At 65.9% G+C, this 24,185-nt stretch carries 27 protein-coding genes; 11 read left to right on the plus strand and 16 right to left on the minus strand.

Going from position 1 to position 24,185, the window contains the following annotated elements:
* Positions 1-7: 7 nt before the first annotated feature.
* The gene (gene map, locus C1N74_RS07555) at positions 8-790 is read right to left on the minus strand and encodes a type I methionyl aminopeptidase (RefSeq protein ID WP_023950973.1); all 783 of its coding nucleotides are present in this window, start codon (positions 788-790) and stop codon (positions 8-10) included.
* A gap of 52 nt (positions 791-842) precedes the next feature.
* Between map and C1N74_RS07560 the strand changes: the two genes are divergently transcribed.
* From C1N74_RS07560 to C1N74_RS07600, 9 genes are all read left to right on the plus strand, one after another.
* Entirely contained in the window at positions 843-1,337 is a 495-nt protein-coding gene (locus C1N74_RS07560) for a hypothetical protein (RefSeq protein WP_064956776.1), read from the plus strand.
* A 155-nt stretch (positions 1,338-1,492) separates the two neighbouring features.
* On the plus strand, positions 1,493-1,840 hold the full coding sequence (rplS, locus tag C1N74_RS07565; protein WP_023950969.1) for a 50S ribosomal protein L19: 348 nt from the start codon (positions 1,493-1,495) through the stop codon (positions 1,838-1,840).
* Positions 1,841-1,981: 141 nt separating this feature from the next.
* On the plus strand, positions 1,982-2,725 hold the full coding sequence (lepB, locus tag C1N74_RS07570) for a signal peptidase I (RefSeq protein ID WP_137750275.1): 744 nt from the start codon (positions 1,982-1,984) through the stop codon (positions 2,723-2,725).
* Positions 2,722-3,381, plus strand: coding sequence for a ribonuclease HII (locus C1N74_RS07575; protein ID WP_023950965.1), 660 nt, complete (start codon positions 2,722-2,724; stop codon positions 3,379-3,381). Before lepB ends, C1N74_RS07575 begins: the two co-directional genes overlap by 4 nt.
* Before the next feature lie 63 nt (positions 3,382-3,444).
* Entirely contained in the window at positions 3,445-3,768 is a 324-nt protein-coding gene (locus C1N74_RS07580) for a DUF2469 family protein (protein ID WP_023950963.1), read from the plus strand.
* A gap of 90 nt (positions 3,769-3,858) precedes the next feature.
* Complete coding sequence (locus tag C1N74_RS07585) at positions 3,859-4,221, plus strand: YraN family protein (RefSeq protein WP_023950961.1); 363 nt, start codon at positions 3,859-3,861, stop codon at positions 4,219-4,221.
* Positions 4,218-5,762 (plus strand): YifB family Mg chelatase-like AAA ATPase, encoded by a 1,545-nt coding sequence (locus C1N74_RS07590; RefSeq protein WP_137750276.1) that lies wholly within the window; start codon positions 4,218-4,220, stop codon positions 5,760-5,762. Before C1N74_RS07585 ends, C1N74_RS07590 begins: the two co-directional genes overlap by 4 nt.
* Positions 5,759-6,778, plus strand: a complete 1,020-nt coding sequence (locus C1N74_RS07595) for a DNA-processing protein DprA (RefSeq protein WP_137750277.1) — start codon at positions 5,759-5,761, stop codon at positions 6,776-6,778. The genes C1N74_RS07590 and C1N74_RS07595 overlap by 4 nt, the downstream gene beginning before the upstream one ends.
* 244 nt (positions 6,779-7,022) lie before the next feature.
* The gene (locus C1N74_RS07600; protein ID WP_137750278.1) at positions 7,023-7,211 is read left to right on the plus strand and encodes a YegP family protein; all 189 of its coding nucleotides are present in this window, start codon (positions 7,023-7,025) and stop codon (positions 7,209-7,211) included.
* Positions 7,212-8,147: 936 nt separating this feature from the next.
* On the opposite strand, the gene C1N74_RS07605 is transcribed toward C1N74_RS07600, so the two are convergent.
* The 15 genes from C1N74_RS07605 to C1N74_RS07670 form a co-directional block, all read right to left on the minus strand.
* On the minus strand, positions 8,148-11,105 hold the full coding sequence (locus C1N74_RS07605; RefSeq protein WP_137750279.1) for a fibronectin type III domain-containing protein: 2,958 nt from the start codon (positions 11,103-11,105) through the stop codon (positions 8,148-8,150).
* Positions 11,106-11,612 carry a hypothetical protein gene (locus tag C1N74_RS07610; protein WP_137750280.1) on the minus strand — a complete coding sequence of 169 codons (507 nt, stop codon included), beginning with the start codon at positions 11,610-11,612 and terminating at the stop codon, positions 11,106-11,108.
* On the minus strand, positions 11,609-13,759 hold the full coding sequence (locus C1N74_RS07615) for a phage tail length tape measure family protein (protein ID WP_137750281.1): 2,151 nt from the start codon (positions 13,757-13,759) through the stop codon (positions 11,609-11,611). Before C1N74_RS07615 ends, C1N74_RS07610 begins: the two co-directional genes overlap by 4 nt.
* Before the next feature lie 60 nt (positions 13,760-13,819).
* On the minus strand, positions 13,820-13,960 hold the full coding sequence (locus C1N74_RS16400; protein WP_181405593.1) for a hypothetical protein: 141 nt from the start codon (positions 13,958-13,960) through the stop codon (positions 13,820-13,822).
* Positions 13,957-14,160 carry a hypothetical protein gene (locus C1N74_RS07620; RefSeq protein ID WP_137750282.1) on the minus strand — a complete coding sequence of 68 codons (204 nt, stop codon included), beginning with the start codon at positions 14,158-14,160 and terminating at the stop codon, positions 13,957-13,959. Before C1N74_RS07620 ends, C1N74_RS16400 begins: the two co-directional genes overlap by 4 nt.
* 26 nt (positions 14,161-14,186) lie before the next feature.
* Complete coding sequence (locus C1N74_RS07625) at positions 14,187-14,585, minus strand: HK97 gp10 family phage protein (protein ID WP_137750283.1); 399 nt, start codon at positions 14,583-14,585, stop codon at positions 14,187-14,189.
* Positions 14,586-14,588: 3 nt separating this feature from the next.
* Complete coding sequence (locus C1N74_RS07630; protein WP_137750284.1) at positions 14,589-15,245, minus strand: IPT/TIG domain-containing protein; 657 nt, start codon at positions 15,243-15,245, stop codon at positions 14,589-14,591.
* A gap of 13 nt (positions 15,246-15,258) precedes the next feature.
* A complete protein-coding gene (locus tag C1N74_RS07635; RefSeq protein ID WP_137750285.1) occupies positions 15,259-15,639 on the minus strand; it encodes a hypothetical protein in 381 nt (126 codons plus the stop codon).
* Positions 15,639-15,950 carry a head-tail connector protein gene (locus tag C1N74_RS07640; protein ID WP_137750286.1) on the minus strand — a complete coding sequence of 104 codons (312 nt, stop codon included), beginning with the start codon at positions 15,948-15,950 and terminating at the stop codon, positions 15,639-15,641. Before C1N74_RS07640 ends, C1N74_RS07635 begins: the two co-directional genes overlap by 1 nt.
* Positions 15,951-15,960: 10 nt before the next feature.
* Positions 15,961-17,541 (minus strand): HK97 family phage prohead protease, encoded by a 1,581-nt coding sequence (locus tag C1N74_RS07645; RefSeq protein ID WP_137750287.1) that lies wholly within the window; start codon positions 17,539-17,541, stop codon positions 15,961-15,963.
* The gene (locus C1N74_RS07650; protein ID WP_137750288.1) at positions 17,534-18,724 is read right to left on the minus strand and encodes a phage portal protein; all 1,191 of its coding nucleotides are present in this window, start codon (positions 18,722-18,724) and stop codon (positions 17,534-17,536) included. Before C1N74_RS07650 ends, C1N74_RS07645 begins: the two co-directional genes overlap by 8 nt.
* Before the next feature lie 63 nt (positions 18,725-18,787).
* Positions 18,788-20,227 (minus strand): terminase large subunit domain-containing protein, encoded by a 1,440-nt coding sequence (locus C1N74_RS07655; RefSeq protein ID WP_137750289.1) that lies wholly within the window; start codon positions 20,225-20,227, stop codon positions 18,788-18,790.
* Complete coding sequence (locus C1N74_RS07660; protein WP_137750290.1) at positions 20,220-20,513, minus strand: hypothetical protein; 294 nt, start codon at positions 20,511-20,513, stop codon at positions 20,220-20,222. The genes C1N74_RS07655 and C1N74_RS07660 overlap by 8 nt, the downstream gene beginning before the upstream one ends.
* 90 nt (positions 20,514-20,603) lie before the next feature.
* Positions 20,604-20,864, minus strand: coding sequence for an HNH endonuclease (locus C1N74_RS07665; protein ID WP_137750291.1), 261 nt, complete (start codon positions 20,862-20,864; stop codon positions 20,604-20,606).
* The gene (locus C1N74_RS07670; RefSeq protein ID WP_137750292.1) at positions 20,849-21,205 is read right to left on the minus strand and encodes a hypothetical protein; all 357 of its coding nucleotides are present in this window, start codon (positions 21,203-21,205) and stop codon (positions 20,849-20,851) included. The genes C1N74_RS07665 and C1N74_RS07670 overlap by 16 nt, the downstream gene beginning before the upstream one ends.
* A 954-nt stretch (positions 21,206-22,159) precedes the next feature.
* On the opposite strand from C1N74_RS07670, the gene C1N74_RS07675 reads away from it, so the two are divergent.
* Positions 22,160-22,648, plus strand: coding sequence for a hypothetical protein (locus tag C1N74_RS07675; protein WP_137750293.1), 489 nt, complete (start codon positions 22,160-22,162; stop codon positions 22,646-22,648).
* Positions 22,648-24,072: a phage/plasmid primase, P4 family gene (locus C1N74_RS07680; protein WP_137750294.1), complete on the plus strand. Its 1,425-nt coding sequence runs from the start codon at positions 22,648-22,650 to the stop codon at positions 24,070-24,072. Before C1N74_RS07675 ends, C1N74_RS07680 begins: the two co-directional genes overlap by 1 nt.
* The last annotated feature ends 113 nt before the right edge of the window (positions 24,073-24,185 follow it).

Here is a 24,185-nt window from a genome sequence, read left to right on the forward strand (position 1 = left end):
GGGAGCGTCAGTCGACGCCGAGGAACGACCGGTCGGTGAGGACGACCGGACCGTCCGCGGTGATGGCGACGGTGTGCTCGGAGTGCGCACCCCGCGATCCGTCGGCGCTGCGGAGCGTCCAGCCGTCGGCATCCGTGACCAGCTTGTCGGTGCTCTGCAGGAACCACGGCTCGAGCGCGACGACGAGACCCGCACGCAGCGGGTAGCCGCGGCCCGGCTTGCCGTCGTTGGGCACGTGAGGGTCGCCGTGCATCTCGCGTCCGACGCCGTGCCCGCCGAAGTCCGTGTTGATCGACAGGCCGTCGGCGCGCGCGACCGTCGCGACCGCGTGGGAGATGTCGCCGATCTTGTTGCCGACCACGGCGGCGCCGATCGCCGCGTCGAGAGCGCGCTCAGTCGTGTCGATCAGTGCGAGGTCCTCGTCGCGCGGGGTTCCCACGACGAACGACACCGCGGAGTCGGCGACCCAGCCGTCGACGGAGACGGCGAAGTCGAGTGTGACGAGATCGCCGTCGCGGAGGGCATAGTCGTGGGGCAGGCCGTGCAGCACGGCGTCGTTGATCGACGTGCAGATGACCTTGCCGAACGGGCTGGCGCCGAACGACGGGTGGTAGTCGATGTAGCAGGACTCGGCGCCGGCGCGGCGGATCAGGTCGTGCGCGCGCCGGTCGATCGCCAGGAGGTTCGTGCCGACCTTCGTCTCGTCGCGGAGGGTCGCCAGCGTCTCGGCGACGAAACGTCCCGCGGGGCGCATCGCTTCGATCTCGGCAGGGGTGCGCAGCTCGATCATCGTGATCCTCTCTTCAGCTTCTATCCTGCCGGACCGGCGTAGCATCGGGAGCATGTGGCTGCGACGCGCGCTCTTCCATTGGCTCCTTCCGGCGGCTCTGGTGCTGCCGCTGTGGCTCGTGGTGGGCTGGGCCATCTCGGGCGCGAGCGGCTGGGTGTTCCTCTGGGTCCTGTTCATCGCGGTGCCGGCCGTTCTCGTCGGTCAGCTCGTGACGACGTTGCTGGTGCGGGCCCGGGGCACCGTTCGACACTCGCGGATGCTGTCGTGGTGGGACGTACTCGTGTTCACGCTGTGGCACGCACTCATCATCGCCATCGGGTTCTACCCCGAGGGTGCCTTCTGGCCGCTGCTTCTCGCCGCAGTCGCCGCCTTCCTCGGCGTCTTCTGGGTGTCGCTCTGGCAGCTCTTCCGCGAAGCGCGTCCCGTCTCGCTGTTCTCCGTCGCCACCGATCCCGCCTACCTGCGTGAGGCGATGCGGCCCACGACCGAACGTCGTGCCGACGAGAAGGTCGTGATCATCGAAGAGGTCCGACGCAGCGACAGCTGACGTTTTGGTCGGCCGGGCCCGGCATGGCAGAATGAACGCTTGTGCCCTGACAGATCTCTGCCTCAGGGGAGCGGCGCCCGGCGGGTGCCCGGGGCACCGCATCCTTATTCAACTCTCTCGTGGTCGACCTGAGGCGGTCGCAGGAAGAACAGATCATGCAGATCCTCGACTCCGTCGACGCAGCATCGCTGCGCAGCGACATCCCCGCATTCGCCCCCGGCGACACCGTCAAGGTGCACGTCAACATCACGGAGGGCAACCGCTCGCGTATCCAGGTCTTCCAGGGCGTCGTCATCGGCCGCTCCGGCGACGGTGTGCGCGAGACCTTCACCGTCCGGAAGATCAGCTTCCAGGTCGGCGTCGAGCGTACGTTCCCCGTCCACAGCCCGGTGATCGACCACATCGAGGTCGTCACGCGCGGTGACGTGCGTCGCGCCAAGCTGTACTACCTGCGCAACCTGCGTGGCAAGAAGGCCAAGATCAAGGAGAAGCGCGACCGCTGATCGCAGCGACGCATTCTCTGGATGCCCCGGGCTCAGGCTCGGGGCATCCGTCGTCTCCGCTGCGCGGTGACCGGTGATGGTCGCGGAATGTGCGACCCTGGGTAAGGCTCCCCGGCGGGAGAGTCGGATGAGAGGCGATGAATGACCACCGATGACCTTGCCGCGCAGGCGCCGAAGCCTGCGCGTTCACGATCACGTCGCCTCGGCCTGCTGCTTCGCGACATCCTCGCGATCGTCGCCATCGCACTCGCAGTGTCGTTCCTGGTCAAGACGTTCCTCGTCCGTTCGTTCTACATCCCATCCGGGTCGATGGAGCGGACGCTGCTGAAGGACGACCGGATCCTGGTGGACCAGCTCACGCCGCGATTCGGCGGGTATGCCCGCGGCGACGTCGTCGTCTTCCGCGACCCCGGTGGATGGCTCCCGGCCACGGTCGAGCCCGCCCGCCCGCCGCTCGTGGAGGGCATGGACTGGGTGCTCTCCGTCGTCGGGTTGTCGGCTCCCGACAGCAAGGATCACCTGATCAAGCGGATCATCGGGATGCCGGGCGACCATGTCGTCTGCTGCAATGCCGTCGGCCAGATCACGGTGAACGACGTTCCCATCGACGAGTCCTCGTACGTCTCGCTCGCGGACGGGCAATCGGCTCCGCAGGAGGTGCCGTTCGACGTGACGGTGCCCGAGAACTCGCTGTGGGTGCTCGGCGACAACCGCGATCATTCGCGGGACTCGCGCTACAACCGCGACCAGCCTTCGCAGGGGTTCGTCCCGCTCGACAACGTCGTGGGGCGCGCCTTCCTCATCACCTGGCCGCTCGACCGTTTCGGCCTCATCGACTTCCACCACGACGTCTTCGCGGGTGTGCCCGCGCCCGAAGGACGATGACCGTCGTCGCGCCCCGGCTGACCGTCGAACGGCGGCTGCTGCGCGAACACGAGTTCGTCATCGCTCTCGATGAGGTCGGGCGCGGTGCGTTGGCGGGCCCGGTCTCGGTCGGTGCCGCCGTGCTCGACGCGCGCTGCGCGCGCCGCCGGATCCCCGAGGGGCTTCGCGACTCGAAACTCGTGACCGAGCTGCGCCGGCCCGAGCTGGCGCTGCGAGCAGCCGACTGGGTCATGGCGTCGGCGGTGGGGTCGGCCACGCCGGGAGAGATCGACGAGATGGGGATCGTGCGGGCGCTCGGACTCGCTGCAGTCCGAGCGATCCAGGGTCTCGGTGCTGTCGACCCCTTCGCCCCGGAGACCGTCGTCATCCTGGACGGCAACCACGACTACGTGAGCCCGATGGCCGGACCGGGCCTGAACGTGAAGACGATCATCAAGGCCGACCGTGACTGCGCCAGTGCGGCGGCGGCATCGGTCATCGCGAAGGTGGACCGCGACACCCATATGACCGACCTGCACGATGAGACGCCGATGTACGAGTGGGCGCGGAACAAGGGTTACGCCAGCGCGCTCCATCGCGCGGCGATCCGTGAGCACGGGTTATCGCGTCATCACCGGGCGTCGTGGGCGATCGCCGACGCGCCGACGCTCTTCTGACCTCGGTGCCCTGGGTCGCCCGGACGAGAACGTCGTGCTGCCGCCGCCTAGGATGGAAGCACCATGGATGACGAAGTCTTCGAAGACTATGACCGCGAGCTGGAGCTGGCGCTCTACAAGGAGTACCGCGACGTCGTTTCGCAGTTCCAGTATGTGATCGAGACCGAGCGTCGCTTCTACCTCGCGAACGACGTCAATGTCGTCCGGCGCGACACCGAGCACGACTTCTACTTCGAACTGACGATGAACGACGTCTGGGTCTGGGACATCTATCGGGCCGATCGTTTCGTGAAGTCCGTGCGGGTGCTGACCTTCAAGGACGTCAACGTCGAGGAGCTTCAGCGTCGCGACTTCGAGCTGCCCGACGAGCTCTCGCTCGACAGCTGACCTTCCTCCCCAGGACCGTCTCCGAGCCCGTTCTGCACGGTCGCGGGGCTATGGCCACCAGGCTCTCCGCCGCCCCGCGAGAGTTCGCGTATGGCAGCGAAAGACGACCGGGGCCGCGCCGGTGAAGAGCGGGCTGCGCGGCACCTGACCCGCCTCGGCTACGAGATACTCGACCGCAACTGGCGCGATCGGCAGGGTGAAATCGACATCGTCGCGGTGTCGCGCGACGAGCTCGTCATCGTCGAGGTCAAGACCCGGCGGACCGCGGCGTACGGCCACCCGTTCGAGGCGGTCGATGATCGCAAGAAGGACCGGTTGTGGCGCCTCGCGTGCGCGTGGATCGCCGCGCATCCGGGGGAGGTGCGCGGGCGCCGGATACGCCTCGACGTCATCGGCATCACCGGCGACGACGTCGAGGCTGCGGTGCTCGAGCACGTCGAGGATCTGCGGTGAGCCTCGGCCGCACGTGGGCGGTCTCGCTCACGGGTCTGGTGGGCGACCTCGTCGAGGTCGAGGCCGACCTGTCGAATCAGACGCCCGCGTTCCGCATCGTCGGTCTCGCCGACCGGGCCCTCGCCGAGGCGCAGCAGCGCGTGCACAACGCCTGCCAGAACAGCGGGCTGCCGCTGTCGCGGCGTCGCGTGACGGTCAACCTCTCGCCGGCGAGCCTGCCGAAGCAGGGGGCGGGTTTCGACGTCGCCATCGCGGCGGCTGCGCTGGCGACAGAGCTGCCGATGGACCCGGCGTCGCTCGCCGACACCGTCCACATCGGCGAGCTGGGCCTCGACGGGCGCCTCCGCCCGGTTCCGGGCGTGCTGCCCGCTGTCATCGCCGCGGCACGGGCGGGACGACGGACGGTGATCGTTCCCGAGGCCTGCCGAGCCGAAGCCGCGCTCGTCGACGGGATTCGCGTCGTCGGATGCCGCACCCTTGCGGGCGTCGCGCGCTGGCACGGGCTCGAGATCGATGGCGACGACGAGGCGGTTCCCGAGGTGCCGGTACCGGCCGCGGACGCAGCGAGCGGGGACGGGTTGCCTGTCGACGATCTCTCGGACATCCGGGGGCAGGAGGAGGCGATCGACGCGCTCGTCGTGGCGGCAGCCGGCGGCCACCATCTGCTCATGAGCGGTCCGCCCGGTGCTGGGAAGACCATGCTCGCACGCCGCCTGCCCGGGCTCCTGCCCGCGCTCGATGACGAGACCGCCCTGCAGGTGGCATCGATACGCTCGCTGTCGGGCACGGTCGTCGACAGCCTGAGCAGAGTGCCTCCGTTCGAGGCGCCGCATCACAGCGTGAGCGTCACGGCGCTCGTTGGCGGTGGCAGCAGGTCGCTGCGGCCGGGAGCGATCGCTCGGGCGAGTGGAGGCGTGCTGTTCCTCGACGAGGCTGGGGAGTACAGTGCCCACGCGCTGGACTCTCTCCGTCAGCCGCTCGAGGCAGGATCGATCGACATCCACCGGGCGGGGTTCCGGGCGACGCTTCCGGCGAGGTTCCAGCTGGTCCTCGCCACCAACCCCTGCCCGTGCGGACAGTACGGCGTCCGCGGCGGCACGTGCTCGTGCCCCTCGCTCGCGATCCGTCGCTATCTGGGGCGCCTCTCGGGTCCGTTGCTCGACCGCATCGACATCGAGCTCTCGCTCGCGCGGGTTTCGCTGGCCGACCTGACGGCGCGCGCTCCTGCGCACATGACCACGGCCGAAGCGCGGGAGCAGGTCGCGGCCGCGCGAGCGCGGGCTGCAGCGCGGCTGGCGGCGACGCCCTGGCGGACGAACGCCGCTGTCTCCGGAGCCTGGCTGCGCGATGGACCGCTTGCACCCGAGCCGCGCGTCCGCGCTCCGCTCGATGCGGCGCTCCAGCGCGGCGCACTCACGCTGCGCGGCTACGACCGGGTGCTGCGGGTGGCGTGGTCGGTCGCCGACCTCGCCGGTCGCGAGCGCCTGACCGCGGGTGACGTCGGGCGCGCGCTGTTCCTCAAGAAGGGGCTGCAGCAGTGAGCGGCGACGACGCGCGCGCCGCGCTGGCGGGGCTCGTGCCTGCCGACGACCTCGAGGACCCCGAGAGCCGTGAGGAGCGCTGGGCCCGGGCCCGGTGGTCGGTGCTCGCGGAACCCGGTGACGGCGTCGCCGGACTCTCGATCCAACGGCTGGGAGCTGCCCGTGCGCTCGACTGCGCCCTGCGCGATGACGCGCCTCCGCCGGAACTCGACCTGAGCGTGGGGGACTGGCGCCGCGCGTGTGCCCGCTGGCGGCCGCGCCAGGATGACCATCACTATCCGATCGAGCGGGCCCGGCGGGTGGGCGTCAGGCTTGTCGTCCCGGAGGATGCGGCGTGGCCGGCGCACGTCGACGAGCTCGGCATCCATGCTCCTGTCGCCTTGTGGGCACGCGGGCACACGGACGAGCTCGCGACGGCGGGGAAGGCGACGACGAGCTCGACGGCTGTCGCGCTCGTGGGCGCCCGTGCTGCGACGCCATACGGGGTGCAGGTCGCGGGGGAGATCGCGGGAGACCTCGCCGTCGGCGGTGCGACGATCGTCTCGGGTGCCGCCATCGGCATCGACGCAGCGGCGCACCGGGCGTGCCTCGCGGTCGACGGCGTCACGATCGCCGTGCTGGCCGGCGGCGTCGACAAGGCGTACCCGTCGGGGCACGCCGGCCTGCTGACGGACGTGTCGCGCCGTGGCGTGGTCGTGAGCGAGGTGCCATGCGGCACGGCGCCGACGAAGTGGCGTTTCTTGCAACGGAAGCACAGATATGTCAAGAAAGCCGAACTCTGCGGTCGGTTCACGGTGTCGGGGAGCGTGCGGCGCATGGCCCACAGCCCCATCCATCGCATCGGGACCGGGAGCACGACACGCCACAACGACACGCCGATGAAGCGGACGCGTAGACAACTGGTGTCGCGTGCGCGAGCTACCGTCCGAACTGTGGACAGTCTGCGCCCTGTGCGCGGAGAGCCGTGTATTCACGGGGGAGTTTCCGACTCCCGCGCCCGCTCGATGTCTGGATGAAGCGGTGGACAAGATGTGTTGTACCTGGGGAGAGCGGTGCAAAACTACAGACTTGTAACTACTACCCCTTGTGGTGCCCCCCGATGTCGGCACCCATATGTAGTATTGGACTCATCGCCGATACATAGACAACGACCCACGTCGGCGATGCCGGATCGTGGGCCGTAGTTTCTCCGCTACAGAGACTTCGAGCTTACCTTCCTCCGGCAGTCACGGGTCAAACCGATGATCCAGGAGGATCAAGATGGCTCTGTTCAATCTCTACAAGACCAGCGACAAGACGCAGTTCTACTGGACGCTGGAAGCGGACAACGGCGAGGTGGTCGCTACGTCCGAGACATACACCACCAAGCAGGCCGCCAAGGATGGAATCGCGTCCGTCAAGCGCATCGCGCCGAACGCAACCATCATTGACGTGGCGGCATTCCAGTAAGGCTGCGGTCATGGCAAACGGTCGCATCTTCATCTGCCCGAACTCCCGCTGCCGCGTGAAGTTGGGTCCCTACGTGGTTCGGCGTCACGGCAACGTGCGGTGCGCGTACTGCGGAACGACTTTCCGGGTCTGACATCCGGGAACGGCGACTCGGCTGCACCTGTCCTCGGACGCGTGCAGCCGTTTCGTTTGTGTGGTCGCTGCTCGGGTGTCGGTGGTGCCCCTTGAGTTCGCCGCATGTCTTACCCCGACCTCAACTCCGGTGCTGAGCACACGAACGGCTGTATGTGCGGGCGGGTTCGGAGCCGCCGTGGGAGCGCGTGATGCGGAACGGCGAGGACATCTACGCACCGTCCCGAACTCTGGACGCCCTACGAGCGTCTGAGACGCGAGGAGTTCCTAGAACGATGCGAAGACTACGTAGCTCGCAGGCTGTACGAACCGCTGTCGTAGCGGCTGCGAATGCCCGTGGAAGCCTGTGCGGAACAATCTGGGACAACACGCCTGTAAAGAATCTTGTCTCAATGATGTTGTCCCGAGGCGTCACGTACTACGCTGTGAAGCAGAAGTTAACAGCGAAACTCCCCGCCGGAACCGCGAGCGGTAACGACGGGGAGCTTCTGAGAGCTAGCGTGAGACTAGCCAGACGACCGCGATCATGACCACAGGCTGCGCTAACAGCCTGTTCAGCTGGTCGAGGAGTGCGTTCGGCTTCGGTTCCATTTCGTCCATGGAGCCTCCTTGCTATTCAGTTGTGGTTGAGCGGCTGCTCATCTACAACAGTAGGGACGAATCGCGAGTTCTGGCTACCGCGACACGCCGATGACCACCCCGCGCCGGTGAGCATTTGTGTGTAGAGAGCCCCCCCAGCATGAAGCCGGGGGGCCTCTGTCGTTCCGTCATTTTGTCTACCCGGGAAGAACGGTCCCCGGGGGTCTATGCGGCCTCGTTGGGCACGACATCGAGGGTGACGATCCATCGCGATCCGTCCGCCTCATCTCGACGCCCGACGATCCGATAGTCGGTGACCTCGACGCCGCGGCGAAGGATCGTGATCCGGTCTTGAATCTCAAGCTGCGCGGCGAGGTCGGGGCTCTCCTGCGCGTTCCATCGGATCGAACTCACGCGGTATGAGGTACTGGCGTGATCCTCGAAGACCTCGACCATCCGCCGCCATAGAAGACTCACGTCGTTGGCGATGGTCACCCCGTGGTCGCCGAGGTAGGCATACTCCTCTTGGCGGGTGTTCTCCGTCTCGCCATCGACATAGGGCATAGCGGTATCGGCCTCCACGAGGAGAGGCTTTCGCACCTTCACCTCGGCACCCGCGGGCACTGAGGGGCCTCCGAACGTGACCGACAGCATGACGTGAGTCGCGCCCGCGGGCGGGACCACCGGGCCAATCGCGTACGTCTGGGGCCACATGGAGACGGTGCCGCTGTTCTCCACGGTCGCCGCGACCTGCTTTCGGCTGCCGTCAAGCCACGTCAGCTTGATCTGCCCCGAGGTGATCAGGTTCGAGCCCTCGACCTCGATCGAGGCGTAGACGGGCGTGCCGGGATTGACGAGTGCCGTAGGCACCCGCTGATACGCGGGGAGGTCGGGGGCTAGGGACGTACTACGCCCCATTTCGACCCGTGTGTTCCCGCCCTCGATTGCGCGGAGGATCGTCTCAGTCTCCCCGGCGCGAATCGACCAGGACTTGTGACCGTCGAGGCGGGACCAATACTTGACGTGCTCGGTCGGGAATCGGACGAGGTTCGCGAGGCGAAGCGGGGTCGAGATGTTGGTTTCGAGTGCCGCTTTGCGGACGCCGAGGAGGTCGATACTGTCGCGCAGGAAGAACGTGTTGCTGCGGGTGAAGTCATCGCCGGTCAGCGGGTCAGTCTCACGGTTCGAGCTGTCGAGGTGTGTGATCGTGTTCTTCGTGTCCCACGACTGTTGCGCGTCGATGTACTCGAAATAGCCCGGGGCGCGGGTATCGGAGAAGGTGGCTCGAACGGGTGAGTCCTTCGGGAACTGGCGGAACTGCGCGCGGTCGGATGCATCCACGAACCACGCCGCCCCAACCGAGTTGCACGCGAGGGAGAAGTGATTTGCGAGGCTCGACTCATAGACCGTGCTGCCGAGACGGTACGGGGACGCCGACCGGTCCTCAGTGATTTCGACTCCATAGAAGCCGGTCGCCTCCACGAAGCCCTCGATCTGCCCCCACACCGGTTCGGACGCGATGACGACGACGTGCGTCTCGGCGGTCGCCACGAACTGGAACTCAGGGAGCGGGGTCGTTTCGCCCGGCTGTTCGAGGTCACCGAACGGGGCGAAGCCGAAACCCTCGACGCCGATCGCGTAGTTATCCACCGCGGCGGGGGCGAGCGCTACGGCGGTGGCGCGGACGGTGTACGTGCGGCCCGGGGTGAGCCCGTCCACGGCGCGGCGGATGCCGATTCCGAACTCCGCCACGTTGACCTCAGTCGAAGGTGTCTTCGCCTGGGTCTCGCGGATCAGGCCGACCGGGGCGGGATCGACGGTGTACAGCGACCCGCGCCGCACACCGTCCGCCTCTAGCTGGATGAGCCCGCTCGGTTCGGGGATGAAGCCGGTCCAGGGGGCGTGATCCAGGTTCTCGCGCATGACGACGCGCACCGGGTCCGTGAGGAAGTCGGGGCCTTCGGCGGTGGCGATGTTCTTCGCCGCGACTCTGACGTAGTACGCGGACCCGGGGCGACGATCCTTCAGGGTGAAGGTGCGCTCGGGGCCGGAGACGATCCACTGTGCACCGATCCAATTGGCGTCACGGTCGTTGACGAGAACGACGTGGCCCGTGATCGGTGCGCCGCCGTCCGAGGTCGGAGCGTCCCACGTCAGGCGAACGTCCGTGGGGGATAGCTGAGTGACCTTGAGGTTCAGCGGTCGCCCCGGCTCGGTGGCGAGGGTGAGGGAGGTTGCCGGTCCCCACGCGCTCGCGCCCGCGGCGTTGTCGGCGCGGACACGCACGAACATGTCGGAGCCTGCCGGAAGGTCGGTCACGTCGGCAGAGGTGCCCGAGGTGGTGACGGTCTTCGGTGCCGTGAACGTCGAGTTGTTCGCGGTCTGCACCGCGTAGCCGGTGATCGGTGCGCCGCCGTTTGCGGGCGCGGTCCACGTTGCCCGGAATGTGCGTCCGCCGCGCTGGGTGAGAGCCGGTGCGCCGGGGGCTGCGGGCGCGGTGGCAAGGCGCACCGAGGCAGTGTTGGAGAACTCAGAGACGGTTCCCGCGGCCTCGGTGACGAGGTTCTTCGCTGCCACGCGGGCGTAAATGGTTGAGCCGACCGGCACGGAGAAGGTGCCGCCGCCCGATGCCTGCTTGTTCTGGGTGAAGCCGGAATCCGTTGCGACCTCTACGTGCCAGCCGGTGAGTCCCACCCCGCCGTCATCGGCGGGGCCGTCCCAGTCCACGCGAACCGACCCGGGGCCGGTTGCCGTGACGCGCGCGTTGCGGGGCGCGGTCGGGGCCTGATACCAGCGGAAGCCGCCCGATAGACCGGTGTCCCATCGGGTGCCGTTGTCGTCTCGCGCAGAGCCGCCCTCGCGACCGCCGAACCAGATGGAGCCCTGCGGTGAGATGCGGAACTCGGCTGAGGTTGCGGTGGTGTACCAGTTGCTCGAATCGAGCACGCCCGTGTCGTCGGCCTGCCCGGATGCGCCTCGGGTGCCCGTCCATGACGAGCCGCCGACCGCAACCGTGACCGTGCGGGATGCGCCGCGTCCTGAGACTGCGGTCCACACGTCGCACACGAGGATTCCGGCCTGTCCGTTCGCCATGCGGCGTCCGGTTGGCAGGCCCACGCTCTCGCGTACGGTCGCGTCAGTCCACCGCCCGCGGCGGGTGGTGTTGCCGATATTCACGTCCATTTAGAGAGTCCTCACGAGGGGGGAGTCGTCCTCGGGGAGAACAACCTCAGTTAGTGCCGAGTCGGCGAGTCGGGTGATGCGCTGCGCCCACGTCTCGGGGTCGCTCACGACGCCGTAACGGGTCGTGTTCGCGTGCGCGGCGACCGAATCAACCGCGCTCAAGGTCACGCGCAGGGTCTCCGCGCCTGACGCCTTGTCGAAGCTGACGGTCGCGAACACGTCGGCGACGCGTCCTGTGAAGATCGGGGCGAGGCGTCCGTCCTCGGTCAGCTTCCCGACCCGGACGCGGGCGTTCGGGTGAATGCGTCCGTCGTCGGCGGGGTCGCCCGCGTTGATGATGACCGCCGTAAGCGTGCCAGGGTCCACGGATACGCCGACGCCGTTTCGCTTTCCGCCGCGCTGAATCGTGAGGGACTGAAGCTCAGCGGTCCAGTCCTCCCACTCCTGAATGTCCTCGGCGAATAGCTGGATGGCGAGGGTGCCGAGTAGGGCGCGCTCGGTGATCATGCGAACGCCGCCGATCCGCCCAGGCGAACGTGTTCACGGATGGCCTCGACTACGCGGCGACCGTCCTCGGGAGTCGGGGGAAGGGTGCTCTGGAAGGTCACGTTGACAACGGGTGCGGCGCTCTGCGCGCTCCATGCGGTCGAGCCGCCTGTGCGGTACCCAGCGGAGACGTTGAGGGATGCCTCGAAGCCGTTCGACACTCGAGAACTCAGGCGACCCATCGCCGAATCGACCAGCTTGTTCGAGCCGTTCAGGCCCTTCGCGAGGCCCTGCACCATGAACTTTCCGTACGAGACGAAGAGCTTCGAGGGTGAGGCGATGCCGAAGAAGTTCTTGAACGCATCGATCGCGTTGCCCGCGATGTCGAGAAGCATGTCGGTGACGCGGCCCGCCGCGTTCGAGAGGCCTCGAACCAGACCGTTGATGATGTCGCGGCCTGCGCTGAGGAGCCAGTTACCGGCCCCCGCTAGCGCGTTCATGACGGCACCGGGGATTGACCCGAAGAAGTCCAGGACGCCGTTCCAGGTGTCGCGGATACCGTTCGAGAGGCCGTTGATGATGTCCATACCCGCGTTCACGAGCCAGACGCCCGCGGCGACGAAGAAGGCCTTGACCGCGCCGGGGATTGACCCGAAGAAGGCCATGACGTTGTTCCACGCGTCGCGCACGAAGTTGAGGAGCGACGGACCCCACGCCTTGACGATGTTGAGGACGCCCTCGACGGCCATCGTGATGAGGCTGACGATGATGTCCCACGCGCCCTCGACGATGTTCCCGATGAGTTCCCAGACGCCCTTGAAGATGTCCTGAATGCCCTGCCACGCCTGTTCCCAGTTGCCGGTGAAGACACCGGTCAGGAAGGTGATGACGCCCGAGAGCACGTCCACGACGGACTGGATGATCGGGGTGAGCGCCGCGATGACCGGAGTGAGGACGGCGGCGATCACCTGAGCGAACGTGGTCACGACGGCGATGAGCACCGGGAGCACCGCCTGCACAAGCTGCATGAGCGGCGCGATGAGGGTGAAGAGCGGGGTCACGAGCCCGAGCACCGCCGTGATGACGGGCATGATCACTGGCACGAGTGCGGCCATGAGTCCGACGAGCGAGGAGATGACGGCCTGCACGGTCGGCAGCACCGACATGAGCGCGCCGCCGAGCACGGTCGCGAACTGCATGAAGGCCTCCACCAGCGGGCCTACGAGCGGCTGGATGACCTGAAGGGCGACCCCGAGCGGTGAGAAGTTCTGCCAGAGGGTCATGACCGTCTGCGCGAATCCCGAGATGGGCGCTTCACCAGAGACAAGACCAGTGATGAAGGCGTTCACGTTCTCGATCACCGCGGCGAAGCCGGGGGAGTCCGCGAGACGAACGAAGGCGTCGTTGATGAAGTTGAGCACGCCCGTGGCGGCAGGGAGTAGCCCGACGACGAACGCCTCGGTGATCGCGCCGAAGGAGTTCTTGACCTTCTCGACGGTTCCGAGGAACGTCCCACCGAACGCCTCAGCCGACCCGCCGAACTGCTCGTTCAGGACGCCGAGGATGATGCCCTGAGCCCCGGCGACATCGCCGACCTCGGTCATCTGCTTGACCATGGCCTTCTGATCGGCGGTTAGCTGGACGCCGACCTTCGAGAGCGCGCCGACACCCTTGATCGGATCGTTCAGCGCCTTACCCACGAGCGTTGCCGCCGAGGTCATATCCGTGCCCATGGCGACCGACATGTCGAGCGCGGCCTTCGTGGCGGCGTCGAAGTTCGTGCCCTTGATCTGGGTGAAGGTCAGAAGCATGTTCTGCCCCGACTGGATGACCTCGGCCTCGACGCCGGACATGCGCTCAAGGGAGTCCGCGAGCCCGGTGATCTGATCGACGCTGCGGCCCGCTGCACCGCCCGTAGAGGCGATGGCGGCGGAGGTCTGAGCAGTCAGGCGCTCGACCTCGGCAACGGCCTTGAAGGCATCCACGAGGACCGCGCCGAAGGCTACGGCGGTGACGCCGACCATCGCGCCCGCGGCGATGCCGACACCCTTCAGCCCGGTTCCGAGCTTGCCGAGTACGCCGGACGCCTTGTCCATGTCGGCGGCGAACTTCTTTGTGTCCGCGAGAACACTGATGTTGATGGTGTTACTTGCCATCGGTGACGACACCCCCCTTGGGTGGTTGAGTGCGTCACTTAGTTGGTGACCCGGATCGCGCCGGGTGTTCGGTTACTTGTGAGATTGGTTCCACGCGTCGCAGATGGCGAGCCATTCGGCGAACGTCAGCCGTTCATAGTCGGTCGGCCGCATCCCGAGGATCGCGACCGCCTGCCCTAGTCGCTTCTCGTGCGGCGTGGGCTCGGCGTTCATGCCTCGTCGTCTGCACCCGTGATCGCGTTGACCTCCGCGAGAGTTAGCGCCTCGGCCTGCGAGAGTGTGAACTCCGGGTCTTCGCGCTTCTTACCGAGGTAGGCGAGGATCGTGAGGAACTTCGCCTTCGGTGCTCCGGGCTCGCCGATCGCGTCGATGCCGGTTCCGGTGTAGTTCTCGATCTGTGCGATCTCGCCCATCGTTAGGGCGGTCAGTTCTAGTGCCATTACTTCAGTCCGTTCTTCTGAATCAGTTCGTCGATACCTGCCTCTAGCGCTGCGAACACGGCGCTCCGGTTGGCCTGAAGGGCCTCGGTGAGGAAGGGCTGAGGCGAGATGCCTCGTGCGGGCCACCCGTAGTGGATGACTCCGGCGTATGGGGTGCGGGCTCCACCCGCGCGGACGACGGCCTTGGTCTTGCCGCGTCCGGCACGAATGGTGCCCGCGAGTGCCCCGCTCTTGGCGGGAGCGTCTGCGGCGTCCACCACGATTGAGCCGATGGAGTGCATGAGGTCCTTCATGTCCTGCGCATCGGCACCGGCCTTGGACAGGGCGCGCATCGAGCGGGAGAGCCCCTCGACGCGCACCCGACCCGAGCCGGTTCCGAAGATCGTGATGTCAGCCATGGATCAGACCCGGGTGAAGGTCCACGCGGCGGACGTGCCCGCGGCGTTGGTGACGGTGATGTTGCCTGCACCGGTTCCCGCGGGAACGGTGGCGGCGATCGTCATGTCACTGACCGCTACGAACTTCGCGCTCACCGTGCCGAACTTGACGGCGGTCGCACCCGAGAAGCGAGTACCCGAGAGAACGATCGAGTCACCGACTGCGCCCGTTGCCGGGGCGGTCGTGATCGAAGGAACGCCCGTGGTGCCGCGGTCGAGGGTCGTCTTGCCGACAACATCGAGACGGGTCTCGAAGGTGTACTCAGTCGTTGCGCCTGCTTCGCCACCGAGCGGGGGCGCGGTGAGAATCTTCACGACGCCGGTCACGTGCGGCTGATCGGCGGTAGCTACCGCGTTGCCGTGAACGGCGTAGCGGAAGGCGACCTCGCGGCCCACGTTCTCGCGAACGTACGACCAGAATGAACCGGTCGCGGTGGACTGGATAGCGCCCACGGTGAAGTACTCAAGGCGTGCGCCACCCTCCGCCGCGTCGGCGAAGGTGGTCACGTCCGAGGACGCCTCTTCGTTGTCCAGGACGACGCTCGTAGCGTCTGCCCAGAAGTCGGTACCCCCGAAGCTGAGGGCTAGGGCGGAGCCCTTGATTCTTGTCGAACCTGCCATTGTTGTTTCCTTGTTAGAGAGCTACGGGGGCCGTAGCGGTGATGGTGACCGTGAGGAATCGCGGCCCGTTTTCGCCGCCGAATGTCGCGGTGACTGGATCGCTGATGTCATCGACGGTCCAGCCGGAGTTGAGGACGGCGATGTAGGCGTTCTCTACTGCGGTATCGAGGCGGTTGGTTGTTGTTTCGTTGTCCCGAATGAGGAGCGCGAGCACCGCGGCGAACCGGACGGTGACCTTGCCGAACGTCGGACCCGGGGTTAGGTAGGGCGACTCCGGCACGACGATGACGGCGGACTCGGTGACCTTCTCAGGCACGAAGGCGTACTTACGGAGTCCGGTCGCATCGGCTACCAGTGCCGCGAACTCCTCCCGGGTTTCGGTGAGGACGCTCATTACGCCACCCCCGGACCCACGAAGGGCGCGAGCATCGCGTACACGCCCGTGAGGGGGTCGCGCGCCGTGCGGAAGGTCGGGCCTTCGAGGTTCCCGATCTGGCCCGCGTTCGCACCACGCGTGGCGCGTCGGATGAACAACTCTGCGCCGACCTCAAGCGCGGCTCGGTCGAGGATTTCCTCGGGCACCACGGCGAGGCCGACGTGCTGCGCGATGAGCACGTCAGCGGTCGCGGCGCACGCACTGATGAACGGATCGTCCTTCGTGCTCTCGATATCGAGATACGCCTTGAGGTCAGCGAGAGTTGTCATCGTCGGTGCCTCAAGATGCGGCGAGCTTCACGGGAACGATTAGCTCAGGGAACTCGTCGGCGATCGCGCCGTAGAAGTAGACAGAGAACTGCTTGGTCAGGTTCGTGATGTTCTCGTCCGAGAGCGAGAACAGAGCGCTGTCGTACTGCTTGATTGCGCGACCGTTCAGGAAGTAGGCCTCATCCCCGGTCTGACCGGCGTCCAGGTAGACGGGAAGGCCGGCGAGGTTGCCCGTCAGGCCTGGCAGGTTCAGCGAACCGGTGTGGTTGCCGTTGGCGACCGTGAAGACGCGCTCGCCCGAGACGGTCAGGCTGCGGAGCTTCTTGAAGACCGAAGCCGAGACAACCAGGGCCTCGGGTGCTGCGTTGAGCAGATCGAAGCGCATGGCAGCGTCAATCAGGGCGTCTTCCCAACGGCCCGCCTCGGATGCGGCGAGGGTCGAGCCGAGGACGACGACGCCACCGTTTGCGGTGATGGCCTTGCGCGCGTTGATGACATCGGTGACGGCCTTGCGTAGCTCGATCTTCTTGCGCTTACCGGCCTCGATGGTTAGGGCCTCAAGGGTGGTGTTCAGCACGGGGATGCTCGAACGCTCGATAGCCTGACGCGAAAGCTCGGTCCATCCGCCGAACGTCTTGATCGGAGCGGAGTCGTCCTCGAAGGTCAGCTTGCCGTAAGCGAGAGTGTCGCCTTCGTTGACCTGCTCCTCGACCTTGAGAGTGTTCGTAGCCAGACGAACGAACTCGACGGTCTTGCCTGTAGCGGGCAGGGTCCCACGCGAGAACAGACGGGCCTGAACGCCCGAGGTGTTGTCGTATAGGCGGGTGAGGTTCTGAACGTACTCGGCGCGAACCGGGGCGTCGGCCATGACCGCGCCGCTGAAGTCGCGCTGCTGAAGCTCGTCGTGACGGTGCTCCTGTGCGCGGTTGTAGGCGTCGATCGTTTCGGCGTCGCCCGAGACCATCGCCTTGATGACGGCACCGGCAGAGCGGCGGTCCACGGCGGGAGCCGCGGGGGCGGAAGTTGTGAAGGTCTCGAAGCGGCGCTCGATGTCCTCGACCTGGCCGCGGAGCTCGTTCACGTCCGCGGGAGAGACTGAATCAGTCATTGTGTGTTCTCCATTGATGGGGGTTGATTCCTCGCGAACGCTGAGGATGGATGCCCCGCTGTATGCGGGACGTTCGACTACGGAGATTTCGCGTAGAAGGGCCTTGGTGCGCACGACGACACCGGCGTCTGAGGTGCGCTGAGAGAGGGGGACGAAGCCCACCGAGAAGCGGTTCAGTGCGCCCGAACGAAGGAGGGCGAGGGTGTCGCGCCCGAGGTCGGAGAGGGCGACCTTCGCGCGGACCCATAGACCGCCGTCACGGTCCTCGGTTTCGAGGACGTGCCCGATGATCGTCTTGTGATCGCGGTAGAGCTTGATGTCCTGCGAGCCGTCGAACGCGCCGCGCTCGAAGCTCTCGCGGTACTGTCCGCCGATATCGGCGATCTCGCCGTAAGGGACGGCGAAGCCCTCGATCACACCTTCATCGGCGTTCTCGTCGGCGCGGAACTCTAGAGTCGCTTCGCGGGTTTCGAGGTCAGACATCGACGGCCTCCTCGGTTTCGGGGGCCTCGGGCTCGACTACCTCAGGGGCGGGAGCGGGGGCCGGTTCGGGCTCGGGGAGCGGGGGAAGGTTCTCGATGGCGCGCACCTCATCCGGGGTCATCCATCCGGCGCGAAGCGCGGACTCGTGAGCGGCGTAGCGCTCGGCGGTGTCACCGCGGAGAAGGGCCTCGAAGTTGAAGCGGACGCGCTGACCGCGGGGGAGGGCGCGAGATAGCGCCTCCTCGATTTCGGTCGTGTACTGCGCGAGGCCGAACTTCACCCACCCGGTGAGTTCCTGAGAGACGTTCTGGTAGCTCTGCGCGTTGCCGTCGAGGACCGCGAGCATGAGGGATGCGGGCACGCCGAAGAGTCGGGCGATATCGGTCGTGTTGTACTTCCGAGATTCGAGCCACTGCGCATCCTCGGGGGAGAGCGAGAACGGCACGAGCTTGAAGCCGTCACCAACCATGGGAGCGCCCTCGCGGTCACGCGTGGCACGTGTCAGCGCCTCCCGGTTGAGTTCCGCTTGCGCGGGCACCAGAGGCTTGTCGGTGGACCAGTAGCCGCCTGCGGGTAGGCCGGAGTCGTGGAACCAGTTCGCGGCGTAGTCGCGGACATCGAGCGCGCCGCGGAGGGTGCCCTGTGCCGCCTGAATAGGCCCGAGGCCCTTCGCGCGACCGGGCATCCGGTTGAGCTTCAGATGCTCCATGTCGCGCGAAGGGACGGGCGTCGTTCGTCCTGCGACTCTGTAGTGCGTCACTGTGCCGAAGGCGTTCATGTCCGGCTCGACATTGCGCGGGTCAAGCGGGGTGAAGTTCACGACGCGGCCCGAAGAGTCGCGGTCGATGAGGAGGTAGGCGTTGCCCTGCGCGGTGAGGGAGTTCGTGACGAGTTCGAGGAATTCGCCGACGCTCATATCTACGTTGGGCGCGCGGACGATCGCGGGCTTCGGGTCCAGCCGCTCATCGCCGCGGTAAACGTCTAGGGAGAGCTGCTTGATCGCGGTCGAGATGAGCGAGAAGGCGCGGTAGACCTCGGGAAGAGTTAGGGCGTCCTCGGGCGAGACGGCGCGGCCTGAAACCTCGCGCGAGGGGATGACGAAAGCGCCGCCGTCCGCGATGACCTCGGCGGCCCGCGTTACGGTCTTCCATGTGTCCCAAATTGCCAAAGCGACGTACTCCAAATACTGATAGGAATTCGTCGCTGTTGTCTCCTACCATTTTACCATCGAATTCGAGGGTGATATTCAGAAGAAGCTCGCGGTCTGCTGCGGTGTGACCTCCGCGGCGTGCACGGCCATAACAGTTGCCATAACCGCATCGATCTCCGTCGAGGAATCGGACGCTGAGATGATGAAGGAGTCCCCGTGAGGCTTCGAGACGGTGCGGGGGAGTTGGACCGTGAGCAGCGGGTCACCCGCGTGGCGGAGCGTCTTCCGAGCTACCCGCGCGTAGAACGAATTCGAGGCGCGCACGATATCGGCGGGAGAGTAGAGGGACACCGGGTACCCGCGGCGCTTCAGTTCGTTCCCGAGTTCGCGAAGGCGGTAGCTGTACATCACGAAGGCCGCGGGATACCGGAACGACAGTTCCTCGCAGAGTGCCGTAAGTCCTTCGAGGGTCGGGTTGACGATGGTCGCGACAAGCTGCGTGTGCGCGTTCCCGGACTCATCGAGCGCGGCGGCGGCGATGGTCGCGTACTGCTGACCCGTAGACCAGTCGAGAGCGATGACCGGCTGAGTGCCGGTAGGCCACTCGGAATCCCACGGGCGTTGACACTCACCCCACTTCGCGAGGTCGATGAAAGCCTCTGTGCCCGAGGTGAAGCGGTTGAGGCGGTAGCGCAGAATCTCGGCGTTCGAGAGCGCGCGCACGTCCGAGAGGATCGTCTCAGGGTCAAGGCGACCGCCCGAGAGCGCCGGGTTCGCGGCCTTGAGGTAGTCGAGAAGCTTCGCGTCATCGGTCGGGACGATCGACTCGGGAGCCTCCCAGCAGAAGAAGCCGAAGCGCTCAAGCGTCGGGTCGCCCGCTACCGCCCGCTCTCCCGTCTCATAGAGGTTCTTCAGTAGCTCGGACTCATCACCGCCTGCGGTCGTGATGCCGATGACGAGCGTGTTCGGGCGTCCGCCCATGCCGTTCACCACGTCCGCCCATAGCTCGCGCGGGAGGATGTGCAGTTCATCGACGAGCGCGGTCGTGATCGGGATACCTTGCAGACCCGCCGACGTTGCCGGGGCTACCCGGTAGATCGCGCCGTCGTGAGTCTCAAGACCGCGGGTGCCGGTCGAGCGGCGGAACCGCTTCGCGAGCGTCGGGTTGCCGGTGATCGCCTTCCGGGCGCGGGCATAAATGAGGTCGGCCTGTTCCTTGCTGGACGCGAGGCCAACCGTGAACGCGTTCGACTGACGGAGGAGTCCCCAGAGCCCAAGGATCGCGCCGAGTTCGGTCTTGCCGTTCTGACGCCCCATCGACACGACGACGGAGCGATAGCGAAGCTGACCCGCGCGGGCGTGCCCGGGCGGATACGTTTCGAGGATCGCGCGCAGAAGCGCACGTTGCCAGGGGTCCAGTTCGATCCCGAAGGCCTCGCGCCAGACGATGAGAATGATCGGCTCGAACCGATCCCAGTCGCTTGTGAAGTTGTCCGATAGTGGGGCGGTGTATCGAGCCGCCCCGAACTCACGAATCGTTCATGGCGTCGTTTGTCGTAGGGGCAGGGTCGTTCAGAGCGTCCAGGGCGGCGGCGAGCGGATCGACCGCGGGCATGTTCGCACGGGCCTTTTGGAAGCGGGCGAGTTCGCGGGTGTAGGTCGCGAGGAGGGACGCAACCGCGCCCTCGTCAGCGATCTGCGCGTCAAGCTGCGTTGCCATCGCGCGTAGGGCGGCGATCATGGGGGACTCCGCAGGGGTCACCGATGAACCTAGGGTCGCTAGGTAGGTTTCCAGGGTTTCTGAGAGTGTTTCGACGGTCATCGGGTCAAACCTCGGGATTATTAGGCCGGTTGTACGCGAAAAAGGTGGGGCGGGGTTCTCCGTGTGCGCCGGAGGAGAAAGGGGGTCGGCTCATCGGCGGAACCACGACTCATCGCGCCAGAAGCGGCGAAGGATCGGCCGATCCGACTTCCGTCCGTTGCAGGGATTGCACGCGGCGACGAGGTTCCATAGCTCATCGGGTCCGCCCTTCGATCGAGCGATCACATGGTCCGCAGTCGTAGCCACACCTCCGCAGTACTGACACACGTACAGGTCACGCTCTAGGCAGGCGAGGCGGACCCTGTTCCACGCGGCCCCGCGTGCTGAGTGGACGCTCATAGGTTGGTCCATTGGTCGCGCTTGCCCTGGTACGTGCGTGCGCCCACACGCTCGGCCCAGTAGTCCACTCGGGCCTGCCACCTCTGCCCCGCAGGCAGGGCGTCAAGGAAGCTCATATCGGGCTTCTCAGCTACGGCCTTCTGTCGTCGCGCGGCGCCCTCAGGCAGGGGAGCCCCGGTGTCAGCGGCGACCTTGATCGCGGCGAGGAGGGCCGTGTTCTTCGCCTTGGTCGCGGGCGCGGCTGAGGTCTTCCGCATGCGGAAGATGATCCGCTTCGCCGCATCGCAGTACTCGCATGAGCACAACGGCTCTCCGTTCTCGACCGGCTGCAAGATCGCGTGCTCAAGCGTCATGACGGCACCCCTCACAGCGGCACTGCTCGCCTCGCGCGGCGAGGTAGGTGTTGTGCGGTAGCGGCCCCGTGTACGGGCGTCCGTAGTGGTCGAGCGGGGTCTCGTCGGTGTCGTCCTTGACGTACCGCAGAGACAGCTTGTAAGACGCGGTGCAACGCTTGCAGCGGCACCCGTCGAAGTAAGTCCACTTGGTGAAGAGAGCACCTTCAGGGTGCCCGGTTCCCTCCGATGTAGCCGCGGAGGGTCGGCCTTCTAGCTCACTCACCCGAGGCAGCCCCCGAGCCGCGGAGGTCCACCTTCACGGTGATAGAGGAAGCCACCTGTCTAAGTTGGTGCAGAACGTTCGCAACTTCGTTAGCCGTCGCGGTCGAGGCAACGGTCACGTTGATATTGGTGGTCGGCATCGGGGTCTCAGCTCTCGCCTCGATTCGCGAGGCATTCTTTCAATGTGACACCTCCATTTTACCACCTCTGAAAGAGACGATATAATGAGTGAGTGCAATCGTCACGGGTTGTGCTTCTTTCAAGTGTTGGCCCCTCGGTATGCTTCCTCCTTCGCTGCCGAGGGGCCTTCTGTATTTCTATACAATGGAAGGGTGGCAATCCCGCCACACTAACCACAGTGTCGTTATGTGCTAGCGCAACCCCCGAGCAGTCCCGCTCGGGGGTTCCGTACTTGAAACGGCAATGCGGAATGGTGTAACCCCATCATCTAGGGTGAACTCGGTGTGCGAACTCCGTATATAGGGGTTGCCGTTTTGTGCTAAGATGGACTTGCCCCGCTGGGACGGGATTCGAAGGAATCCGGCAGTCGAGTCCGGGCTTTTCGATTCCTAGCACGAGCCGAAGTCTGCTATAATCTGTGTAGACAATATCTCTTTCAAAGAGGCCCCCCAACCTGATGTTCGTGCTAGGACAGCTTGGGGGGCCTCGGCCTTTGAAAGCAGATATCCCATGTTCCCTCGCACCCATGGTGCAGACGGCATCGACCGTCCCGCGTACGCCCTCCTCGGACTGAACGAAACGCTCCGCATCCGCGGCGTCGCCTACTTCTACGAACCGAACTCTCGACTCTGGGAGCGTGGCTCGTGCCCGCCCGAACTCGACTACGACCTCTACCTCTCCATGCCCGCGCGCATGAACGCTGAGTCGATCCACGACTGGATGCTGTCAGGCGCTCCGGTGGTCCCGTGGTCTGTGGGGCAGGCGGGGCAGTTTTCTCTCACTCACCAGGGAAATCAGCAGAACAAGCCGTCTGAGCAGTTCGTCCCAGAAACCTGCCCCACCAGCCCTCTCCCAGTAGTGAGTAGGGAAGAGGGTGCCCCAGAAGGTGCCCTAGAGTTGCCCCAGAGTTGCCCCGAAGATGAGACGGCGAACCTCGATGTGTTCGATTCCGGGGCACCTGTGGGGCACCCTCGGGGCATCGATCGGGGCAACTTCTGATGGCCGCGCCGTCCAACAAGGCCGACTACTTCACCGACGCCGGGAAGTTCAAGCCGCACACTATGGCCGTGATGCTCGGAGACAACATCGCGATCGGTCCCGATGGCGGGTTCTGGGTCTTCCTCACCAGCCGTGGAACGGACACCTCGAAGATCGACCCGGCTCAGATCGATCCTCGGGTCGGTGTGTGGGTGCCTGATGACGAGATCATCGATCGGCGAGTGAGCCGCATTCTCAAGAACGAGTACACGATGAGCCGGGCATCGACTGTGGAACGTCTCGTGCGTCACTCGAAGTTGACCGTGCGCCTTCCCGCAACCGAACCTGAGGCGTGGGCGCCGCTGATCAACCTTCGAAACACGATGATCGACTGGCGAGCGGTGAACGGCCACGGCGAGGACATCGGCATAGTCGAGGTGCCGCACGACCCGCGCGACCTGTCGATGACTCAGCTCCCGATCGACTACGACGCTGACGCGGCGTGCCCTCGGTTCGATGCGTGGATGAACGAGGTGTTGCCTCCCGAGGTGCAGTCGCTCGTGTGGGAATCGCTCGGCTACATGCTGATGACCGGCAACCCACTACAGCGAGCGTTCCTCCTTCTCGGCCCTGAGGGGACGGGTAAGAGTACGTTCCTGCGGGTGCTCGAACGACTCCTCGGGCGCGAGAACATCTCCGCCGAGAGCCTGAAGTCACTCACCGAGAACCGCTTCTCGGCGGCGAACCTGTTCGGGAAGACGGCGAACATCGTCGGTGACATCGACGCCTCGTACATGAACGACACGAGCCTGTTCCTACAGATCACGGGCGGCGACACGATGAGCGCTGAGTTCAAGGGCAAGACCGCGTTCCCGTTCAGCCCGTACGCGGTGCCGGTGTTCAGCACGAATAAGGTGTGGCAGTCGGCCAACACGTCGGGGGCGTACTTCCGACGCTGGGTCATCCTGCCGTTCGACCGGAAGGTAGACCGCTCGAAGCCGTTCGATGAGTCGGCGCTGTTCGCGGAGACTCCGGGCATCTTCAACAAGGCAATGCGTGCCCTCCGCGCCCTCTACTACCGGACTGAGCCGGTTCAGCAGAGAGACGGGTCGGTGATCGAGCGCCCGTTCCGTGAGTTCGAGGTGATCGGCGCGGCTCGTGAGGCTCGCGAGCGGTTCGCCCGCGACTCCGATCCGATCCGTGAATGGCTCGATGAGGATGAGGCCGTGACAGCGGACGTGGGTAACGAGCGCCTGCGGGCTACCCGCACGACGGTCTACACCCGCTATTCGCTGTGGTGCGAGCACAACGGCATTCGCCGCCCGAAGACCGGCCCCGAGTTCTACAAGGCGCTGCGCACCCTCGGCTTCGGAGAGGTCAAAACGAACGGCACCCGAGGGTTCTCGGGTATCTACGTCTATGTCCCGGGAGAGGTACGAGCGTGACCCGCCGTTACCAGCACCCCGCCCCGAGCCTCGAAGAGCGCGTTGCGCGTCTTGAGGATCAGGTGCGTTGGATGGATGCATGGATCACCGCCCACAACATCCGCGAAGTGATG

The sequence above is a fragment of the Microbacterium sp. SGAir0570 genome, assembly GCF_005491085.2.
In the GTDB taxonomy this organism is placed as follows: domain Bacteria; phylum Actinomycetota; class Actinomycetes; order Actinomycetales; family Microbacteriaceae; genus Microbacterium; species Microbacterium arborescens.

Excerpts from the sequence above, each read along its gene's own strand:
- map (WP_023950973.1), bottom strand. The coding sequence starts at position 790 with ATGATCGAGCTGCGCACCCCTGCCGAGATCGAAGCGATGCGCCCCGCG.
- C1N74_RS07560 (WP_064956776.1), top strand. The coding sequence starts at position 843 with ATGTGGCTGCGACGCGCGCTCTTCCATTGGCTCCTTCCGGCGGCTCTG.
- rplS (WP_023950969.1), top strand. The coding sequence starts at position 1,493 with ATGCAGATCCTCGACTCCGTCGACGCAGCATCGCTGCGCAGCGACATC.
- lepB (WP_137750275.1), top strand. The coding sequence starts at position 1,982 with ATGACCACCGATGACCTTGCCGCGCAGGCGCCGAAGCCTGCGCGTTCA.
- C1N74_RS07575 (WP_023950965.1), top strand. The coding sequence starts at position 2,722 with ATGACCGTCGTCGCGCCCCGGCTGACCGTCGAACGGCGGCTGCTGCGC.
- C1N74_RS07580 (WP_023950963.1), top strand. The coding sequence starts at position 3,445 with ATGGATGACGAAGTCTTCGAAGACTATGACCGCGAGCTGGAGCTGGCG.
- C1N74_RS07585 (WP_023950961.1), top strand. The coding sequence starts at position 3,859 with ATGGCAGCGAAAGACGACCGGGGCCGCGCCGGTGAAGAGCGGGCTGCG.
- C1N74_RS07600 (WP_137750278.1), top strand. The coding sequence starts at position 7,023 with ATGGCTCTGTTCAATCTCTACAAGACCAGCGACAAGACGCAGTTCTAC.
- C1N74_RS07605 (WP_137750279.1), bottom strand. The coding sequence starts at position 11,105 with ATGGACGTGAATATCGGCAACACCACCCGCCGCGGGCGGTGGACTGAC.
- C1N74_RS07610 (WP_137750280.1), bottom strand. The coding sequence starts at position 11,612 with ATGATCACCGAGCGCGCCCTACTCGGCACCCTCGCCATCCAGCTATTC.
- C1N74_RS16400 (WP_181405593.1), bottom strand. The coding sequence starts at position 13,960 with ATGAACGCCGAGCCCACGCCGCACGAGAAGCGACTAGGGCAGGCGGTC.
- C1N74_RS07620 (WP_137750282.1), bottom strand. The coding sequence starts at position 14,160 with ATGGGCGAGATCGCACAGATCGAGAACTACACCGGAACCGGCATCGAC.
- C1N74_RS07625 (WP_137750283.1), bottom strand. The coding sequence starts at position 14,585 with ATGGCTGACATCACGATCTTCGGAACCGGCTCGGGTCGGGTGCGCGTC.
- C1N74_RS07630 (WP_137750284.1), bottom strand. The coding sequence starts at position 15,245 with ATGGCAGGTTCGACAAGAATCAAGGGCTCCGCCCTAGCCCTCAGCTTC.
- C1N74_RS07635 (WP_137750285.1), bottom strand. The coding sequence starts at position 15,639 with ATGAGCGTCCTCACCGAAACCCGGGAGGAGTTCGCGGCACTGGTAGCC.
- C1N74_RS07640 (WP_137750286.1), bottom strand. The coding sequence starts at position 15,950 with ATGACAACTCTCGCTGACCTCAAGGCGTATCTCGATATCGAGAGCACG.
- C1N74_RS07645 (WP_137750287.1), bottom strand. The coding sequence starts at position 17,541 with ATGTCTGACCTCGAAACCCGCGAAGCGACTCTAGAGTTCCGCGCCGAC.
- C1N74_RS07660 (WP_137750290.1), bottom strand. The coding sequence starts at position 20,513 with ATGACCGTCGAAACACTCTCAGAAACCCTGGAAACCTACCTAGCGACC.
- C1N74_RS07665 (WP_137750291.1), bottom strand. The coding sequence starts at position 20,864 with ATGGACCAACCTATGAGCGTCCACTCAGCACGCGGGGCCGCGTGGAAC.
- C1N74_RS07670 (WP_137750292.1), bottom strand. The coding sequence starts at position 21,205 with ATGACGCTTGAGCACGCGATCTTGCAGCCGGTCGAGAACGGAGAGCCG.
- C1N74_RS07675 (WP_137750293.1), top strand. The coding sequence starts at position 22,160 with ATGTTCCCTCGCACCCATGGTGCAGACGGCATCGACCGTCCCGCGTAC.
- C1N74_RS07680 (WP_137750294.1), top strand. The coding sequence starts at position 22,648 with ATGGCCGCGCCGTCCAACAAGGCCGACTACTTCACCGACGCCGGGAAG.